Below are 12,858 nucleotides of genomic sequence, written 5' to 3'. Positions count from 1 at the left end.
CAGGCCTGCAGCCCGCCCGCCAGGTTCAGGACAGCGGCGGCTCAGGCGCGCGCATCGAGGGGCACGAACTTCTGGTCATCCGGCCCCGTGTAGTTGGCGCTGGGGCGGATGATCTTGTTGTCCTGGCGCTGCTCGATCACGTGCGCGGCCCAGCCGCTGGTGCGCGCGATCACGAACAGCGGCGTGAACATGGCCGTGGGCACGCCCATCATGTGGTAGCTGACGGCGCTGAACCAGTCCAGGTTGGGGAACATCTTCTTGACCTCCCACATCACCGATTCCAGCCGGTCGGCAATGTCGTACATGCGGGTGGTTCCGGCCTCGTCGGACAGGCGCTTGGCCACGCCCTTGATGACCACGTTGCGCGGGTCGCTGACGGTGTAGACCGGGTGGCCGAAGCCGATCACCACTTCCTTGGCATCGACGCGGCGGCGGATGTCGGCCTCGGCCTCGTCGGGCGTGTCGTAGCGCTTCTGGATCTCGAAGGCCACCTCGTTGGCGCCGCCATGCTTGGGCCCGCGCAGCGCGCCGATGGCGCCCGCGATGGAGGAATACATATCGCTGCCCGTGCCCGCGATCACGCGCGCCGTGAAGGTGGAGGCGTTGAACTCATGCTCTGCATAGAGGTTGAGCGAGGTGTGCATGGCGCGCACCCAGCCTTCGGACGGCCGGTGGCCGTGCAGCAGGTGCAGGAAGTGGCCGCCGATGGAGTCGTCGTCGGTCTCCACCTCGATGCGCCGGCCCGAATTGCTCCAGTGGTACCAGTACAGCAGCATGGAGCCCAGGCTGGCCATGAGCCGGTCGGCAATGTCGCGGGCACCCGCCAGGTTGTGGTCGTCCTTTTCGGGCAGCACGCAGCCCAGGGCCGAGACGCCGGTGCGCATCACGTCCATCGGATGGGCGCCGGCAGGCAGCTGCTCCAGCGCCTGCCTGACGCTGGCCGGCAGGCCGCGCAGCGCCTGCAATTTGGTCTTGTAGGCCTGCAGCTCGGGGCGCGTGGGCAGCTTGCCGTGCACCAGCAGATGGGCGATTTCCTCAAACTCGCAGACCTCGGCAATGTCCAGGATGTCGTAGCCGCGATAGTGCAGGTCGTTGCCCGAGCGGCCCACGGTGCACAGCGCGGTGTTGCCGGCGGTCACGCCCGACAGCGCGACGGATTTCTTGGGCTTGAATGCGGACGCAGATGGCGAAGTTGGCGCAGATGGCGCGTCGATGGTCGTGGTACTCATGGAAGGGTCTCCTGGTTCAGATAGGAATGGGCAATGGCCGCAGGAAGGCCGTTGTGGTCGACAGCCACCATCTCGAACAGGCCCTTGAGCACGTCCTCGCAGGCAATGCCCGGCGCCTGGGCCGATGCGGTGACGCAGACCGTCATGGAGCTGCGCCCCACGCGGCTGACCCAGCCGCGCAGGACGATCTCGTGGCCCACGGGCACGGGTGCCAGGAAGTCCACGCCGGTGACGGCGGCCATCACGACCTCGCGCTGTGCCAGGCTGCGCGCAGCGAGAAAGGCCGCCTTGGCCATGAGCTGCAGGCCCTGGCCCGCGAACAGCGTGCCGTGGTGGTTGGCCAGCGCGGGCAATACCAGTTCATGCAACTCGGCGGTTCCGGTGGGTGTTGTCATGTTTCGCAATTTACGCAAAATAGCGCCCCTGCCATAGTGCTGAAAAGGCGAATTCTTGCGAAACGAAGTCCGCGAATTTGCAAATTCTGCGAATAACAGCCACCCGAGGAAACAGCCATGAAGAAGACGTTCATGGGCGTCAAGCTGCGCAAACTGCGCGCGGAGCACGGCCTGTCCCAGATCGCCCTGGCCCACGCGCTGGACCTGTCGCCCAGCTACCTGAACCAGCTGGAGCAAAACCAGCGGCCGCTGACGGTGTCGGTGCTGCTCAAGCTCAACCGCGCGCTGGGCGTCGATATCCAGCAGTTCTCGGAGGACGAGGAAGCGCGCCTGGTCGCCGGCCTGCGCGAGGCCCTTGCCGAGGCGCCCGAATCCATTGCCCTGCCCGAGCTGCAGGAAGTCGCCACGCAGATGCCCGCCCTGGGACGTGCGGTGATGGCGCTGCACCGCCGCCATCTGGAAGCCCTGGAGCGCATCGAGAGCATGTCGCTCAGGCTGGGCGATGACCGCTCGGACATGCCGGTGGCGCGCACCATGCCGTTCGAGGCCGTGCGCGATTTCTTCTTTGCGCACCAGAACTACTTCGATGAAGTGGACCGCGCGGCCCAGGCCCTGGCCGGCGAGGCGCGTGCGGACCCGGGCCATCTGGCGGACTGGCTGGTCCGGCGGCTGCAGCAGCGCCACGGCGTGCAGGTGCATCGCCTGGAAGACTCCCGGCAAAGCCAGCGCCGGTTCGACCCGGCCACGCGCTCGCTGTGGCTGTCCTCGGCGCTGGAGCCTGCGCAACAGGCCTTCCAGCTGGGCACGCAGTTGGCCTTGCTGGAGATGGGCGACACGCTGGACCGGCTGATCGCCACCGCCGCCTTCCAGGGCGACCCGGCCTCAAGCAAGCTCGCCCGCGTGGGCCTTGCCAACTACTTTGCGGGCGCGCTGCTGCTGCCCTACGACCTGTTCCTGGAATCGGCCGAGCAGCTGCGCTATGACATCGACCTGCTGGGCCAGCGCTTTGGCGTGGGCTTTGAAACCGTCTGCCACCGGCTGAGCACGCTGCAGCGGCCCGGCGCGCCCGGCGTGCCCTTCTTCTTTGTGCGCGTGGACCGCGCGGGCAATATCTCCAAGCGCCAGTCGGCCACGCATTTCCACTTCAGCCGCACCGGCGGCACCTGCCCGCTGTGGACGGTGTACGAGGCCTTCGGCCAGCCCGACCAGGTGCTGCGCCAGCTCGCCAGCATGCCCGACGGGCGGCGCTACCTGTGGATTGCACGCTCGGTCTCGCACGGTCAGCGCGGATATGGTTCGCCGCGCAAGACCTTCTCCATCGGCCTGGGCTGCGACATACGCCATGCCGCGCGCCTGGTCTATGCCAAGGGGCTGGACCTGGGCGATCCGGAATCGGCCACGCCCATCGGCATGGGCTGCAAGGTCTGCGAGCGCGACCAGTGCACGCAGCGCGCCTTTCCCTATGTGGGAAAGGCGCTGCATGTGGATGAGAACGCCAGCCGCTTTGCGCCGTACGGCGTAGGCGGCTAGCAACCCCCAGGCATCCTGTGCCGGGTCAGGAGGCCGCGCGCATGCGGTCGCGCAGATCGCGCACTTCGTCGTGGTTGCGCTGCGCGCCCTGGGCCTGGCGCTCCACCATCACGCGGATGGCCGGAGGCAGCGGCTGCTTGAGCGCCTTGCGGTACTGGGCCACGGCGGAATCCTCGCCGCGCTCGCACTCCTCCAGCACGGCCTTGTCGTCCTGCGAGGTCAGCGCCGTCTTCACCGACACCCAGCCCCGGTGCAGCGCGCCGGCCACCGTGCCGCCCGATGCGGGCTCGCGGCCCAGCTTGCGGATCTCGGCCTCCAGCTCCAGCGCGGCGGCGCCGCACTCGGCGCTATGGCGCAGGAACAGGGTCTTGAGGTCCGGCGAGTCGGCGTTCTCGGCCGAGGTGCGAAAACCGTACTCGCCATCGCGGCAGGATTCGAGCAGGTCGTTGAGCACGTCGGCCACATCGTCGTTGTCGATGTCGCCGGTGTAGGCCGGTGCCACGATGGTCCCCGTGTCATCACGGACATCGCGAACGCCTGCGCGCTCCCAGGCTGCGCGCGCTGCGGGCCGGGCTTGGTCCCAGTCCAGATGGCTGGCGCCACGGCGCGTGGTCCATTCGCGCTCCCATTCGGCGTCGAAGGCATCGAAATCGGCATCGCGGCGCGCGGCGGCCGCGTTCCAGCCCAGCTCGTAGGCGGGGCGGTATTCCTCGTAGCTGCGGCCTGCCACGTAGTAGGGCTCGTTCTGGTAGGCGTCTCGCCAGTAGGCGTCCTCGACCGTGGGATTGACGGCTTCGGCCGCGCCCTTGCCGGCCAGCCCGCCGACCACGGCACCGGCCACACCGCCCACGGCAGCACCGATGGGGCCGCCCATTGCGCCGAATGCAGCGCCGGTCACGGCACCGCCTGCAGCGCCTATGCCGGTGCCCACGGGATGTGCGCCGGGCGCGTCGGACAGCGGGTCACGGTTTGCGGGATTCGATTGCGTCATGGAATGTGCTCCTTGGCAGTTGAAAGTGATGTCTATCGTGATCGCCGTGGCGCGCCGCCGGCGTGCGCGCTTGCGGCCATGTGCCGTAGGAACGCGGCGACCGGGCCTTGCGGACATCGCGCCAGTGGCCTGTGGACATTTTTCGCACCCCGGCACAGGGCAATCACAGGGCAATCGGCGTGCCTGAGAACGGCGTTCATGCGCGAGGCATCTTTTCGTTCCTGCGCTTTCGGCGTGGTCCCACGGCGGCTGCGAAAGGGCCAAGAGACCATGGCCCAAGCGCCGCCTGCGCAGGCCCGCGAATGAAAGGAAGACGCCATGAAAGACAAGACCCCATCCGCATCCAAGTCCTCTGCACCCACACAGGCGAAGCCGTCGGGCGATGGCCAGACCAAGCTGCCCGGACAGGTCGGCAAGGCGCCCCATGCGCCCGGTGAATCCGATGCATCCGACGCATCCGAACAGGGCCTGCGCCTTCCGCACGAGCGCGACCAGAGCCTGGACGCTACCAGCGATGCGCCCGATCCGGTGATGCGCCAGGCCCATGACGACCTCGCCTCCGGCCAGGTCGATACCGACATGCGCCAGACGCCGGGCCTGGATGCCGAACGGCGCAAGAAGATGGTGCGCAAGCAGCCTTGATGGCACCTGAAGCTTGCACCTGAAGCGCAACGAGCTGCTGGCAGCCAACAAGATCGCCAGCAACCGCATGACCGGCATCGAAGGGCTCTGGACGGGGAGCAGCTGCAGCAAGGGGCGGCCTTCCACGTCAATCTGGCCGCCCGCGCGCACGAAAGCGGAGCCTGCAAGGAATGCCACTCCATCGACAAAGACGACCCGGCACGGCCCTGCAACTGAGGTGCCCGCGCTTTACTCCATACAGGAGCAACCCCATGTCCGACATTCCCGACTGGCTCCAGTGGCCTGCCTTTCTGGCCTCCATCGCCGGCGCCTGGTGTGTGGGCTCGCGTTCTGCGCAAAGGCGCAACCTGGGCTTCTGGATCCTGATGCTCAGCAATGCGCTGTGGTCGCTATGGGGCTGGTCCACGGCGGCCTGGGCGCTGGTGAGCCTGCAGTTCTGCCTGGCCATCACCAACATCCGCGGCTCCATCAAGGCCGAGCGGTGAGCAGGCCATGGCAGCAGACGCTTTCCTGATGTCGATCCACGAAACCGGCAACCCATACCCTGGCGCCTCCATGGAAACACCCCCATTCCCCACCTGCAGATCCGCACTGTTCCTCGACTTCGACGGCACGCTCGTGCCGCTGGCCGAGACCCCGGACGCCATTGCGCCAGACCCCGTCCTGATCCCCATGCTGGCCAGGCTGCAGGGTCTGTTGGGCGGTGCGCTGGCCATCGTCACGGGTCGGCAGGTCGAGATGCTGGACCACTTTCTGGCGCCGCTGCATCTGCCCGCCGCCTGCGAGCACGGCCTGCAGCGGCGGGATGCCGCAGGCCGCCTGCACATGCAGGCATCGGCCATGCCAGAGACCGTGCTGCAGATGTGCAATGCCTTGGCGGCCGATCATCCGCGCCTGCTGGTGGAGCGCAAGCGCTCTTCGGTCGCACTGCACTACCGGCGTGCGCCAGAGCTGGCGGCGCTGTGCCTGGACATGTTGGGCCGCGCACTGCGGCACCAGCCCGGTCTGGAGCTGCTGCACGGCAAATGCGTGCTGGAGGTCAGGCCCGCAGGCGTGGACAAGGGCCACGCCATTGCGGCCTTCCTGCGCGAAGCGCCGTTCGCCGGCCGCACCCCGGTGTTTGCCGGTGACGATGTCACGGACGAGAGCGGCTTTGCCGTGGTGCAGGCGCACGGCGGCATGGCGATCAAGGTGGGCGAAGGCGCAAGCAGGGCCCGCCACCGGCTGGGCAGCCCGCAGGCCGTGCATGCCTGGCTGAAGTCCGCATGCATGCACCTGGCTGCGCAGACCTGCGCGGAGGTGCTGCCATGAGCCGGCTGGTGGTGATCTCCAACCGCGTGGTCGATCCGCGCAGGGCCGCGGCCGGGGGCCTTGCCGTGGCCATGGGCGATGCGCTGCGGCAGACGGGCGGCCTGTGGTTCGGCTGGAGCGGGACCGTCACCGACGACGGTGCCCAGGCCGCGCCGGCCGGCCATGTGCACCGCACCCAGGCAGGCAACGTCACGCTGGCCACGGTGGACCTGGACCGCGCGGACCATGACAGCTACTACGCGGGCTACAGCAACGGCGTACTGTGGCCCGTCTTTCACGGACGGCTGGACCTGGCGAGCTTCGACACGGGCCATGCGGCCGGCTACCGCCGCGTGAACCAGCTGCTTGCGCGCAGGCTGCTGCCCCTGCTGGCGCAGGACGACATCCTCTGGGTGCATGACTACCACCTGATCCCGCTGGCGGCCGAGCTGCGCGCCCTGGGCTGCCGCCAGCGCATCGGCTTTTTCCTGCACATCCCATTGCCCCCGCCGACCCTGCTGGCGGCCATTCCCGAGCATGCATGGCTGATGCGCTGCCTGTTTGCCTACGACCTTGTGGGCCTGCAGACCCGCCAGGACGTGCAGCATTTCGAGCGCTATGTCTGCGACGAGGCCGGGGGCCAGTCGCTGGGCGATGGCGCCTTGCGTGCCCATGGGCAGCGCCTGGTGTGCCGCACCTTCCCCATCGGCATCGATGTGGAGGGCTTCGCGGCGCTGGCCCTGTCCGGCGCATCGCAGGACATGCATGCGCGCATGAAGCACGAGTACGCACAGCGTCGCCTGCTGCTGGGCATAGACCGGCTGGACTACTCCAAGGGCCTGCCGCAGCGCCTGCGTGCCTTCCGGGAGCTGCTGGCCCGCCATCCCGAGCAGCGCCGGCGCGCCACGCTGATCCAGATCGGCTCGCCCACGCGCGAGGGCCTGGACGCGTATGCCGACATACGGCGGGAGCTTGAATCGCTATGCGGCGCCGTCAACGGCGACTACGGCGAGCTGGACTGGATGCCCGTGCGCTACATCCACCAGACCCTGCCGCGCGATGGCATTCCGGGCCTGTGCCGCGCGGCGGCCGTGGGCCTGGTCACGCCGCTGCGCGACGGCATGAACCTCGTGGCCAAGGAATATGTGGCGGCCCAGGACCCGGCCGACCCGGGCGTGCTGGTGCTGTCGCGGTTTGCCGGCGCGGCCGAGCAGCTGCAGGAGGCGCTGCTGGTCAATCCCTACGACGTGCACGGCACGGCCGCCATGGTGCAGCAGGCCCTGCAGATGCCCCTGCAGGAAAGGCGCCAGCGGCACCAGCGGCTGCTGCAGCGCATCGCCGAGCAGGACGTGCACTGGTGGCGCAAGGCCTTTCTGTCTGCCTTGAAAGAGGCCAGACCGCTGGAGCACAGGGAAAGGGAAGCCTTCGGCATCCCCGTTCCTTCGATCAGGCAGGAGCAGGCACCGCTGCGCCTGGAGCTGGCCGCCTGCCCTGCCGACGGCGTGGAACGGGACGCCTGCCGGTCGGTGGTCTCCGACAGGTAATGCCTTCCTGCTCCTGCGGCGCCGCGTTCATCCTCCCGGCACCATGGCATCGCCCGGCCCCACCCCCATTTCCAGGGCTGCGCACGACACACAAAAGGAAGGCAAGCGGCGATGGCCCAGCACGACAACGAGCACGCCCATGCGTGGACATGCAGCGACACGCTGGCGCAGGCCTTGCGCGGCCACACGGACCTGTCGCCAGCGGACCAGTTGGCCCTGCTGGTGGCGCAGGGCGCCGACCGCCTGCCGCTGCCGGGCCATGGCCACACGCTGCAGCGCTGGCGCGCACTGGCCGAGGTGGCCGCCCACAGCCTGAGCCTGGCCAAGCTCTATGAAGGCCATACCGATGCCCTGGCCATCCTGTCCGAACTGCAGGCCGACCTGGCCACCGAAGGCCTGCGCTGGGCCGTCTGGTGCGCCGAGCCGCCGGGCGAGCGCGTGCAGGCCACGCCCACGGCTCCCCATGCTGCGGCACATGCCGGCATGGCCGTGCAGCTGTCCGGCCACAAGCCCTGGTGTTCGGGCGCGCGCGCGGTGGACCGTGCCCTGGTCAGCGGCTGGCTGGCCGACGGCCGGCGCTGCCTGATCGCCGTCACCATGGACCAGCCCGGCATCCGCAGGGACGACAGCCACTGGCAGGCCGTGGGCATGGCCGCCAGCGCCAGCGCCGACGTGCATTTCGACGGCGCCACCGGCGTGCTGGTCGGGGCCCCGGGCCAGTACCTGAGCCGCCCCGGCTTTCACCATGGCGGCGCGGGCGTTGCTGCCTGCTGGCATGGCGCGGCAGCGCGCATCGCCAGCCATCTGCAGCAGGCCGTCGGTCAAGGCGAGGACCCGCACCGCCAGGCCCACCTGGGCGCGCTGGATGTGGCCCTGGCCGGCGCGGCCGGCCTGCTGCGCGACGCTGCAGCCCGCATCGATGCCACGCCCTCGGACCCCTGCCTGCTGGCCGTGAACCGCGCCCGCCTGGCCGTGGAAGCCGCCGCCGAAGAGGTGCTGCGGCGCGTGCCGCGCGCCATCGGACCGGGCCCACTGTGCAAGAACAGGGGCCTGGCACAGCTGATGGCCGACCTGCCCGTCTTCATCCGCCAAAGCCATGCCGAGCGCGACCAGGCCGCGCTGGGCCGCCTGCTGGCCGACAAGGCACAGGCCTCGCAGGCACCGGGAGGCGCGGCATGGATGCTGTGAAGCCGCGCCTCATCGAGGGCCGGGGCACGCCCGAATCGCGCTGGCAGGCCTGGTTTGCGCAGCGCCGGCCAGCGCAGGTATCCATGGACGACCTGCTGGACGGCCGGCGCCGCGCCGTCATCGTCGCGCCGCACCCCGATGACGAGATCCTGGGCTGCGCCGGCCTGCTGCGCCGCTGTGCCGAGCGGGGCATGCCCTGCCTCATCGTCTCCGTGACCGATGGCGGAGCCAGCCACCCCGACTCGACGCTGTGGCCGCCGCAGCGTCTGGTGCGCGAGCGCGTGCAGGAGAGCACCCAGGCCCTGGCCCTGCTTGCGCCGCAGGCGCAGGTGCTGCGGCTGGGCCTGCCCGACGGCCATATCGCCGAGCATGCAGCGCAGTTGCTGCAGCGGCTGGAGCCGTTGCTGCAGCCCTCGGATGCGCTGTTGTGCACCTGGCGCGAAGACGGGCACCCGGACCACGAGGCCACGGGCCAGGCCTGCGCCACGGCAGCCCGGCGCACGGGCTGCCGGCTCTTCGAGCTGCCGATCTGGGCCTGGCACTGGGCCGAGCCCGGCGACACGCGCGTGCCCTGGCACCGCGCCGCCGCCATTGCGCTGGCGCCGCAGGAGCTGGCGCTCAAGCGCCAGGCCCTGTCGTGCTTTCGCAGCCAGCTGCTGCCCGACCCGTCCACGGGCCGCGACGCCATCCTGCCGTCCTGGGCCACGCAGCGCCTGCTGCGTCCGTTTGAAGTGGTGTTTCTATGAACGGCGCCCGGCAGCACTTCGAGCAGATGTACCAGGCCGACCCCGACCCCTGGCAGGTCGCATCACGCTGGTACGAACGGCGCAAGCGCGACCTGCTGCTGGCCGCCCTGCCGCGCGAGCGCTATGCCCACGGCTTCGAGCCCGGCTGCGGCAATGGCGAGGCCACGCAGCGCCTGCTGCAGCGCTGCGACCGGCTGTGCGCCGTCGACTTCTCGGACAGGGCCGTGGATCTGTGCCGGCAGCGGATTGCGCCGCAGGACCGCGCCCGCCTGGACCTGCAGGCCCTGCCCCTGCCCTGGCAATGGCCACAGGTGCCCCAGGTGCCGCAGCAAGGCTTCGATCTCATCGTGGTCTCGGAGCTTGCCTACTACTTCGACGACGCGGCACTGGCGCATTTCAACCGCCAGTGCCTGGCCTCACTGCAGGGCGGCGGCCACTGGCTCATGTGCCACTGGCGGCATGGGGCGCACGATCACCTGCAGACCACTCGCACCCTGCATGACAGCGTGTCGGCCCATGCGCAGCTGCACTTGCTGCTGAGCCACAGCGAACCGGATTTCCAGCTGGACATCTGGCAGAAAACCCCTGAAAGGACGGACAGATGATCGGCGTGTGCATACCAGCCCATGACGAGGAAGACCTCATAGGCCGCTGCCTGGACAGCGTGTTTTGCGCGGCCGCCCATGCCGACCTGCAAGGCGAGACCGTGGCCGTCGTGGTGGTGCTGGACAGCTGCCAGGACGCCACCGAATCGGCCGTGCGCCGCTGGCCCGCCATCCCGTTGTCCATTGCCGCGCGCAACGTGGGCAAGGCGCGGGCCCTGGGGTCGGAGTACCTGCTGCTGCTGGGCGCCCGCTGGCTGGCCTTCACGGACGCCGACACCACCGTCTCGCCGAGCTGGCTGGCCGACCAGCTGGCGCTTCAGTCCGACGTGGTCTGCGGCACGGTGCAGGTGGCCGACTGGTCGGCCCACGGCGTCCAGGCGGACACGGCGCGGCGGCACTTCGAGACCACCTACACGGACCGCGACGGCCACCGCCACGTGCATGGTGCCAACCTGGGCATCTCGGCCTGGCACTACCGCCAGGCCGGCGGGTTCGACGCACGCACCTGCGGCGAGGACCAGGACCTGGTGGACCGCCTGGCGGCCGGCGGCGCCCGCATCGCCTGGTCGGCCCGGCCCCGGGTGATGACCAGCGGCCGCGCCTACTCGCGCGTGGCCGACGGCTTTGCCGGTGCGCTGCGCCAGGGATGGGCCCTGCCCGGCGACGCGCCGCCTGCGCTGCCCGTGCTCCGGGGCGCCCTGGCGCAGCAGGCCCTGGCCCTGCCTCAACCGCAGGCCGGCTCGTCCACGCGGTAGCAGTCCCTGAGGAACACCGGCAGGTCGTTGGCCGGCGGCACGAAGGGCACCTGGTACATCATGTCGCTGACAAAGCCACGGTGGTAGCTGCCGTGGTTCACCACGTGCAGCACGATCTGCTCGCGCGTCATGGCACCCTGCCCGCCGCCCACGAACTCGAAGTGCACGACCTTCGCCAGTTCCTCGTCCGGGCACGCATCGACGAACTCCACATACCAGCGGTCCATTGCCTGCACGGATTCCCACAGCGCCTGCAGCGTGGGCGTGTGGTCGGTGTTGCGCATGGTGTAGCCATGCTTGCGGCCCTGCAGGTGGTGCCTGAAGATGTCCTCCACCACAAGGACGTGGTTCAGCGTGCGCACCATGTTGCCGAAGCTCGTGGGGCGCTGCTTCAAGGCCTCGCCTTCGGGCAGCTCCATCACGCTCTTGAAGGTCAGGCCGTTGGCCCAGGCCTTGTAGCGCACCAGCATTTTCAGGTTGGCCCTGGCCGATGAGACGGGAGCGCACAGGCTCTCTTGGATCGCTGTCATTCGTGGGTTCTTTCGGTGTGGATCAAAGGCCGCTCAGTGCGCCTTCGACATGGGTGCGCGCCGTGCCGCCCACCCAGACCTGGCCCGTACCGTCACGGGTCAGGAAGATGCGGCCGTCACGGCCCAGGCAGCGGCCTTGGGCGGCAACGTAGTCGCTGTCCATCACCCCCGTCGCAAACAGCCACTGCGCCAGCGAGGCGTTGAGGCTGCCGGTGACGGGGTCTTCGACGATGGCGCCCTGGTGATCGGAGAAGAAGGCGCGCACCTCGCAGGCGGCAGGGCTGGCACCGCCGACACCCCTGGCATAGGGTCCCACCACGCCCACGTCCATGCGCGTGGGCCACTGCCGGGCCGGGTTCAGTGCCAGCACCTGCTCGGCCGAGGCCAGGCGGATGCCCAGCCAGCCGGGGCCGTTGTCTATCCACGAGGCGGCCTGCACCTCTTCGGCGGTGATGCCCAGCATGCGCAGCGCGGCATCCAGCTCGTCGGCGGTGGGCGCGCCAAAGCGCAGCATGGGCGGCGCGGCGAATGCCAGCCGCCCATGCTCCTGCCGTATCTGCACCAGGCCCGCCCCGCACTCCTGGACGATGTGGCCTGCGTTCCTGGGCGCACCGCGCTGGGACAGCCAGGCATGGCAGCTGCCCAGCGTGGGATGGCCGGCAAAAGGCATCTCCCGGTCCAGCGTGAAAATCCTCACGCGGTAGTCGGCCTGCGCCTGCGTGGGCGGCAGCAGGAATGCGGTTTCGGAGAGGTTGAACCAGCGCGTCAGCTGCTGCATCTGTGCGGTGGTCAGCGCCTGCCCACCGGTGATCACGGCCAGCGGATTGCCGGACAGCGGGCCGCTGGCGAAAACGTCGACCATATGAACGGCAATGCTCATGAAGACAGTCCTTGTTGCATGGGAAGGAAAAGAAGGGGAAACGGGCGGCGGGCCCGATCTGCGCTAGGGCCGCACATCGGCGCGATGCACCACATGGACCTTGTTGCCGTCGGGGTCGCGCAGGTAGGCACCGTAGTAGCCATCACCGTAATGCGGTCGCGGGCCGGGCGGGCCTTCGTCGCTGCCGCCCCGGGCCAGCCCGGCGGCATGGGCCGCATCCACCGCCTCGGGCGACGGTGCCAGAAAGGCCGCCATGCTGCCGTTGCCCGCCGTGGCCGGCTCGCCGTTGAAGGGGCTGTAGACATAAAAGCGCGGCAAGGAAGCCTGCGGCGCCACCCAGCACAGCGCGGCCGGCCCGCCATCGGGCTGGACGGCGCGGCGCTGCAGTCCCAGCGGGGAAAGCACCGCGTCATAGAAGCGGCCGGCCCGCTCGAGATCACGGGCGCCGACGGTGATGTGGCTGAACATGGGGTGAACGTTACACTATCGATAAATGAAATAGTGTCACGGCACACTCTTTTTTCCTTGCCCCG

Annotated in this window: 15 protein-coding genes; 9 read left to right on the top strand and 6 right to left on the bottom strand. The window is 69.3% G+C overall.

The features are described 5' to 3' along the window. Window positions 1–41 precede the first annotated feature (41 nt). Window positions 42–1,229 (bottom strand): bifunctional 2-methylcitrate synthase/citrate synthase, encoded by a 1,188-nt coding sequence (gene prpC, locus HFGMBDPB_RS00630; RefSeq protein WP_212644700.1) that lies wholly within the window; start codon window positions 1,227–1,229, stop codon window positions 42–44. Continuing rightward, window positions 1,226–1,624, bottom strand: coding sequence for an acyl-CoA thioesterase (locus HFGMBDPB_RS00625; RefSeq protein WP_074922441.1), 399 nt, complete (start codon window positions 1,622–1,624; stop codon window positions 1,226–1,228). Before HFGMBDPB_RS00625 ends, prpC begins: the two co-directional genes overlap by 4 nt. A gap of 117 nt (window positions 1,625–1,741) precedes the next feature. Here HFGMBDPB_RS00625 and HFGMBDPB_RS00620 point away from each other — a divergent pair, with 117 nt between their 5' ends. Further along, the gene (locus HFGMBDPB_RS00620; protein ID WP_212644699.1) at window positions 1,742–3,154 is read left to right on the top strand and encodes a short-chain fatty acyl-CoA regulator family protein; all 1,413 of its coding nucleotides are present in this window, start codon (window positions 1,742–1,744) and stop codon (window positions 3,152–3,154) included. A 25-nt stretch (window positions 3,155–3,179) separates the two neighbouring features. Here HFGMBDPB_RS00620 and HFGMBDPB_RS00615 read toward each other — a convergent pair whose 3' ends face one another. Beyond that, on the bottom strand, window positions 3,180–4,145 hold the full coding sequence (locus tag HFGMBDPB_RS00615) for a ferritin-like domain-containing protein (protein WP_016448410.1): 966 nt from the start codon (window positions 4,143–4,145) through the stop codon (window positions 3,180–3,182). 318 nt (window positions 4,146–4,463) lie between these two features. Here HFGMBDPB_RS00615 and HFGMBDPB_RS00610 point away from each other — a divergent pair, with 318 nt between their 5' ends. From HFGMBDPB_RS00610 to HFGMBDPB_RS00575, 8 genes are all read left to right on the top strand, one after another. Beyond that, window positions 4,464–4,787, top strand: coding sequence for a hypothetical protein (locus HFGMBDPB_RS00610; protein ID WP_016448411.1), 324 nt, complete (start codon window positions 4,464–4,466; stop codon window positions 4,785–4,787). 251 nt (window positions 4,788–5,038) lie between these two features. Then, window positions 5,039–5,272: a hypothetical protein gene (locus HFGMBDPB_RS00605; protein ID WP_212644698.1), complete on the top strand. Its 234-nt coding sequence runs from the start codon at window positions 5,039–5,041 to the stop codon at window positions 5,270–5,272. A gap of 7 nt (window positions 5,273–5,279) precedes the next feature. Further along, a complete protein-coding gene (gene otsB, locus HFGMBDPB_RS00600; RefSeq protein ID WP_209800122.1) occupies window positions 5,280–6,098 on the top strand; it encodes a trehalose-phosphatase in 819 nt (272 codons plus the stop codon). Continuing rightward, a complete protein-coding gene (locus tag HFGMBDPB_RS00595; RefSeq protein ID WP_212644697.1) occupies window positions 6,095–7,621 on the top strand; it encodes an alpha,alpha-trehalose-phosphate synthase (UDP-forming) in 1,527 nt (508 codons plus the stop codon). The genes otsB and HFGMBDPB_RS00595 overlap by 4 nt, the downstream gene beginning before the upstream one ends. 111 nt (window positions 7,622–7,732) lie before the next feature. Beyond that, window positions 7,733–8,809: an acyl-CoA dehydrogenase family protein gene (locus tag HFGMBDPB_RS00590; protein WP_212644696.1), complete on the top strand. Its 1,077-nt coding sequence runs from the start codon at window positions 7,733–7,735 to the stop codon at window positions 8,807–8,809. Then, window positions 8,797–9,555, top strand: coding sequence for a PIG-L deacetylase family protein (locus tag HFGMBDPB_RS00585; protein WP_212644695.1), 759 nt, complete (start codon window positions 8,797–8,799; stop codon window positions 9,553–9,555). Before HFGMBDPB_RS00590 ends, HFGMBDPB_RS00585 begins: the two co-directional genes overlap by 13 nt. Continuing rightward, window positions 9,552–10,160 carry a methyltransferase domain-containing protein gene (locus HFGMBDPB_RS00580; protein ID WP_071956938.1) on the top strand — a complete coding sequence of 203 codons (609 nt, stop codon included), beginning with the start codon at window positions 9,552–9,554 and terminating at the stop codon, window positions 10,158–10,160. The genes HFGMBDPB_RS00585 and HFGMBDPB_RS00580 overlap by 4 nt, the downstream gene beginning before the upstream one ends. Next, on the top strand, window positions 10,157–10,915 hold the full coding sequence (locus tag HFGMBDPB_RS00575; RefSeq protein ID WP_212644694.1) for a glycosyltransferase family 2 protein: 759 nt from the start codon (window positions 10,157–10,159) through the stop codon (window positions 10,913–10,915). The genes HFGMBDPB_RS00580 and HFGMBDPB_RS00575 overlap by 4 nt, the downstream gene beginning before the upstream one ends. Here HFGMBDPB_RS00575 and HFGMBDPB_RS00570 read toward each other — a convergent pair. From HFGMBDPB_RS00570 to HFGMBDPB_RS00560, 3 genes are all read right to left on the bottom strand, one after another. Next, a complete protein-coding gene (locus tag HFGMBDPB_RS00570) occupies window positions 10,885–11,445 on the bottom strand; it encodes a DinB family protein (RefSeq protein ID WP_061288814.1) in 561 nt (186 codons plus the stop codon). The genes HFGMBDPB_RS00575 and HFGMBDPB_RS00570 overlap by 31 nt on opposite strands. Window positions 11,446–11,467: 22 nt before the next feature. Then, the gene (locus tag HFGMBDPB_RS00565; protein WP_034363277.1) at window positions 11,468–12,325 is read right to left on the bottom strand and encodes a PhzF family phenazine biosynthesis protein; all 858 of its coding nucleotides are present in this window, start codon (window positions 12,323–12,325) and stop codon (window positions 11,468–11,470) included. Window positions 12,326–12,388: 63 nt separating this feature from the next. Beyond that, window positions 12,389–12,793: a VOC family protein gene (locus HFGMBDPB_RS00560; RefSeq protein WP_016448421.1), complete on the bottom strand. Its 405-nt coding sequence runs from the start codon at window positions 12,791–12,793 to the stop codon at window positions 12,389–12,391. Window positions 12,794–12,858: the final 65 nt, after the last annotated feature.

The sequence above is a fragment of the Delftia sp. PE138 genome, assembly GCF_018320755.1.
GTDB lineage: Bacteria > Pseudomonadota > Gammaproteobacteria > Burkholderiales > Burkholderiaceae_C > Comamonas > Comamonas tsuruhatensis.
The sequence above is the reverse complement of the archived record's forward strand: the minus strand, read 5'-3'. Positions and strand labels throughout refer to the sequence as shown.

Bases quoted from the DNA above. Each gene is read 5' to 3' on its own strand.
- HFGMBDPB_RS00625 (WP_074922441.1), bottom strand. From the start codon at position 1,624: ATGACAACACCCACCGGAACCGCCGAGTTGCATGAACTGGTATTGCCC.
- HFGMBDPB_RS00590 (WP_212644696.1), top strand. From the start codon at position 7,733: ATGGCCCAGCACGACAACGAGCACGCCCATGCGTGGACATGCAGCGAC.
- HFGMBDPB_RS00570 (WP_061288814.1), bottom strand. From the start codon at position 11,445: ATGACAGCGATCCAAGAGAGCCTGTGCGCTCCCGTCTCATCGGCCAGG.
- HFGMBDPB_RS00605 (WP_212644698.1), top strand. From the start codon at position 5,039: ATGTCCGACATTCCCGACTGGCTCCAGTGGCCTGCCTTTCTGGCCTCC.
- HFGMBDPB_RS00595 (WP_212644697.1), top strand. From the start codon at position 6,095: ATGAGCCGGCTGGTGGTGATCTCCAACCGCGTGGTCGATCCGCGCAGG.
- HFGMBDPB_RS00610 (WP_016448411.1), top strand. From the start codon at position 4,464: ATGAAAGACAAGACCCCATCCGCATCCAAGTCCTCTGCACCCACACAG.
- HFGMBDPB_RS00585 (WP_212644695.1), top strand. From the start codon at position 8,797: ATGGATGCTGTGAAGCCGCGCCTCATCGAGGGCCGGGGCACGCCCGAA.
- HFGMBDPB_RS00560 (WP_016448421.1), bottom strand. From the start codon at position 12,793: ATGTTCAGCCACATCACCGTCGGCGCCCGTGATCTCGAGCGGGCCGGC.
- prpC (WP_212644700.1), bottom strand. From the start codon at position 1,229: ATGAGTACCACGACCATCGACGCGCCATCTGCGCCAACTTCGCCATCT.
- HFGMBDPB_RS00575 (WP_212644694.1), top strand. From the start codon at position 10,157: ATGATCGGCGTGTGCATACCAGCCCATGACGAGGAAGACCTCATAGGC.
- HFGMBDPB_RS00615 (WP_016448410.1), bottom strand. From the start codon at position 4,145: ATGACGCAATCGAATCCCGCAAACCGTGACCCGCTGTCCGACGCGCCC.
- HFGMBDPB_RS00620 (WP_212644699.1), top strand. From the start codon at position 1,742: ATGAAGAAGACGTTCATGGGCGTCAAGCTGCGCAAACTGCGCGCGGAG.
- otsB (WP_209800122.1), top strand. From the start codon at position 5,280: ATGGCAGCAGACGCTTTCCTGATGTCGATCCACGAAACCGGCAACCCA.
- HFGMBDPB_RS00580 (WP_071956938.1), top strand. From the start codon at position 9,552: ATGAACGGCGCCCGGCAGCACTTCGAGCAGATGTACCAGGCCGACCCC.
- HFGMBDPB_RS00565 (WP_034363277.1), bottom strand. From the start codon at position 12,325: ATGAGCATTGCCGTTCATATGGTCGACGTTTTCGCCAGCGGCCCGCTG.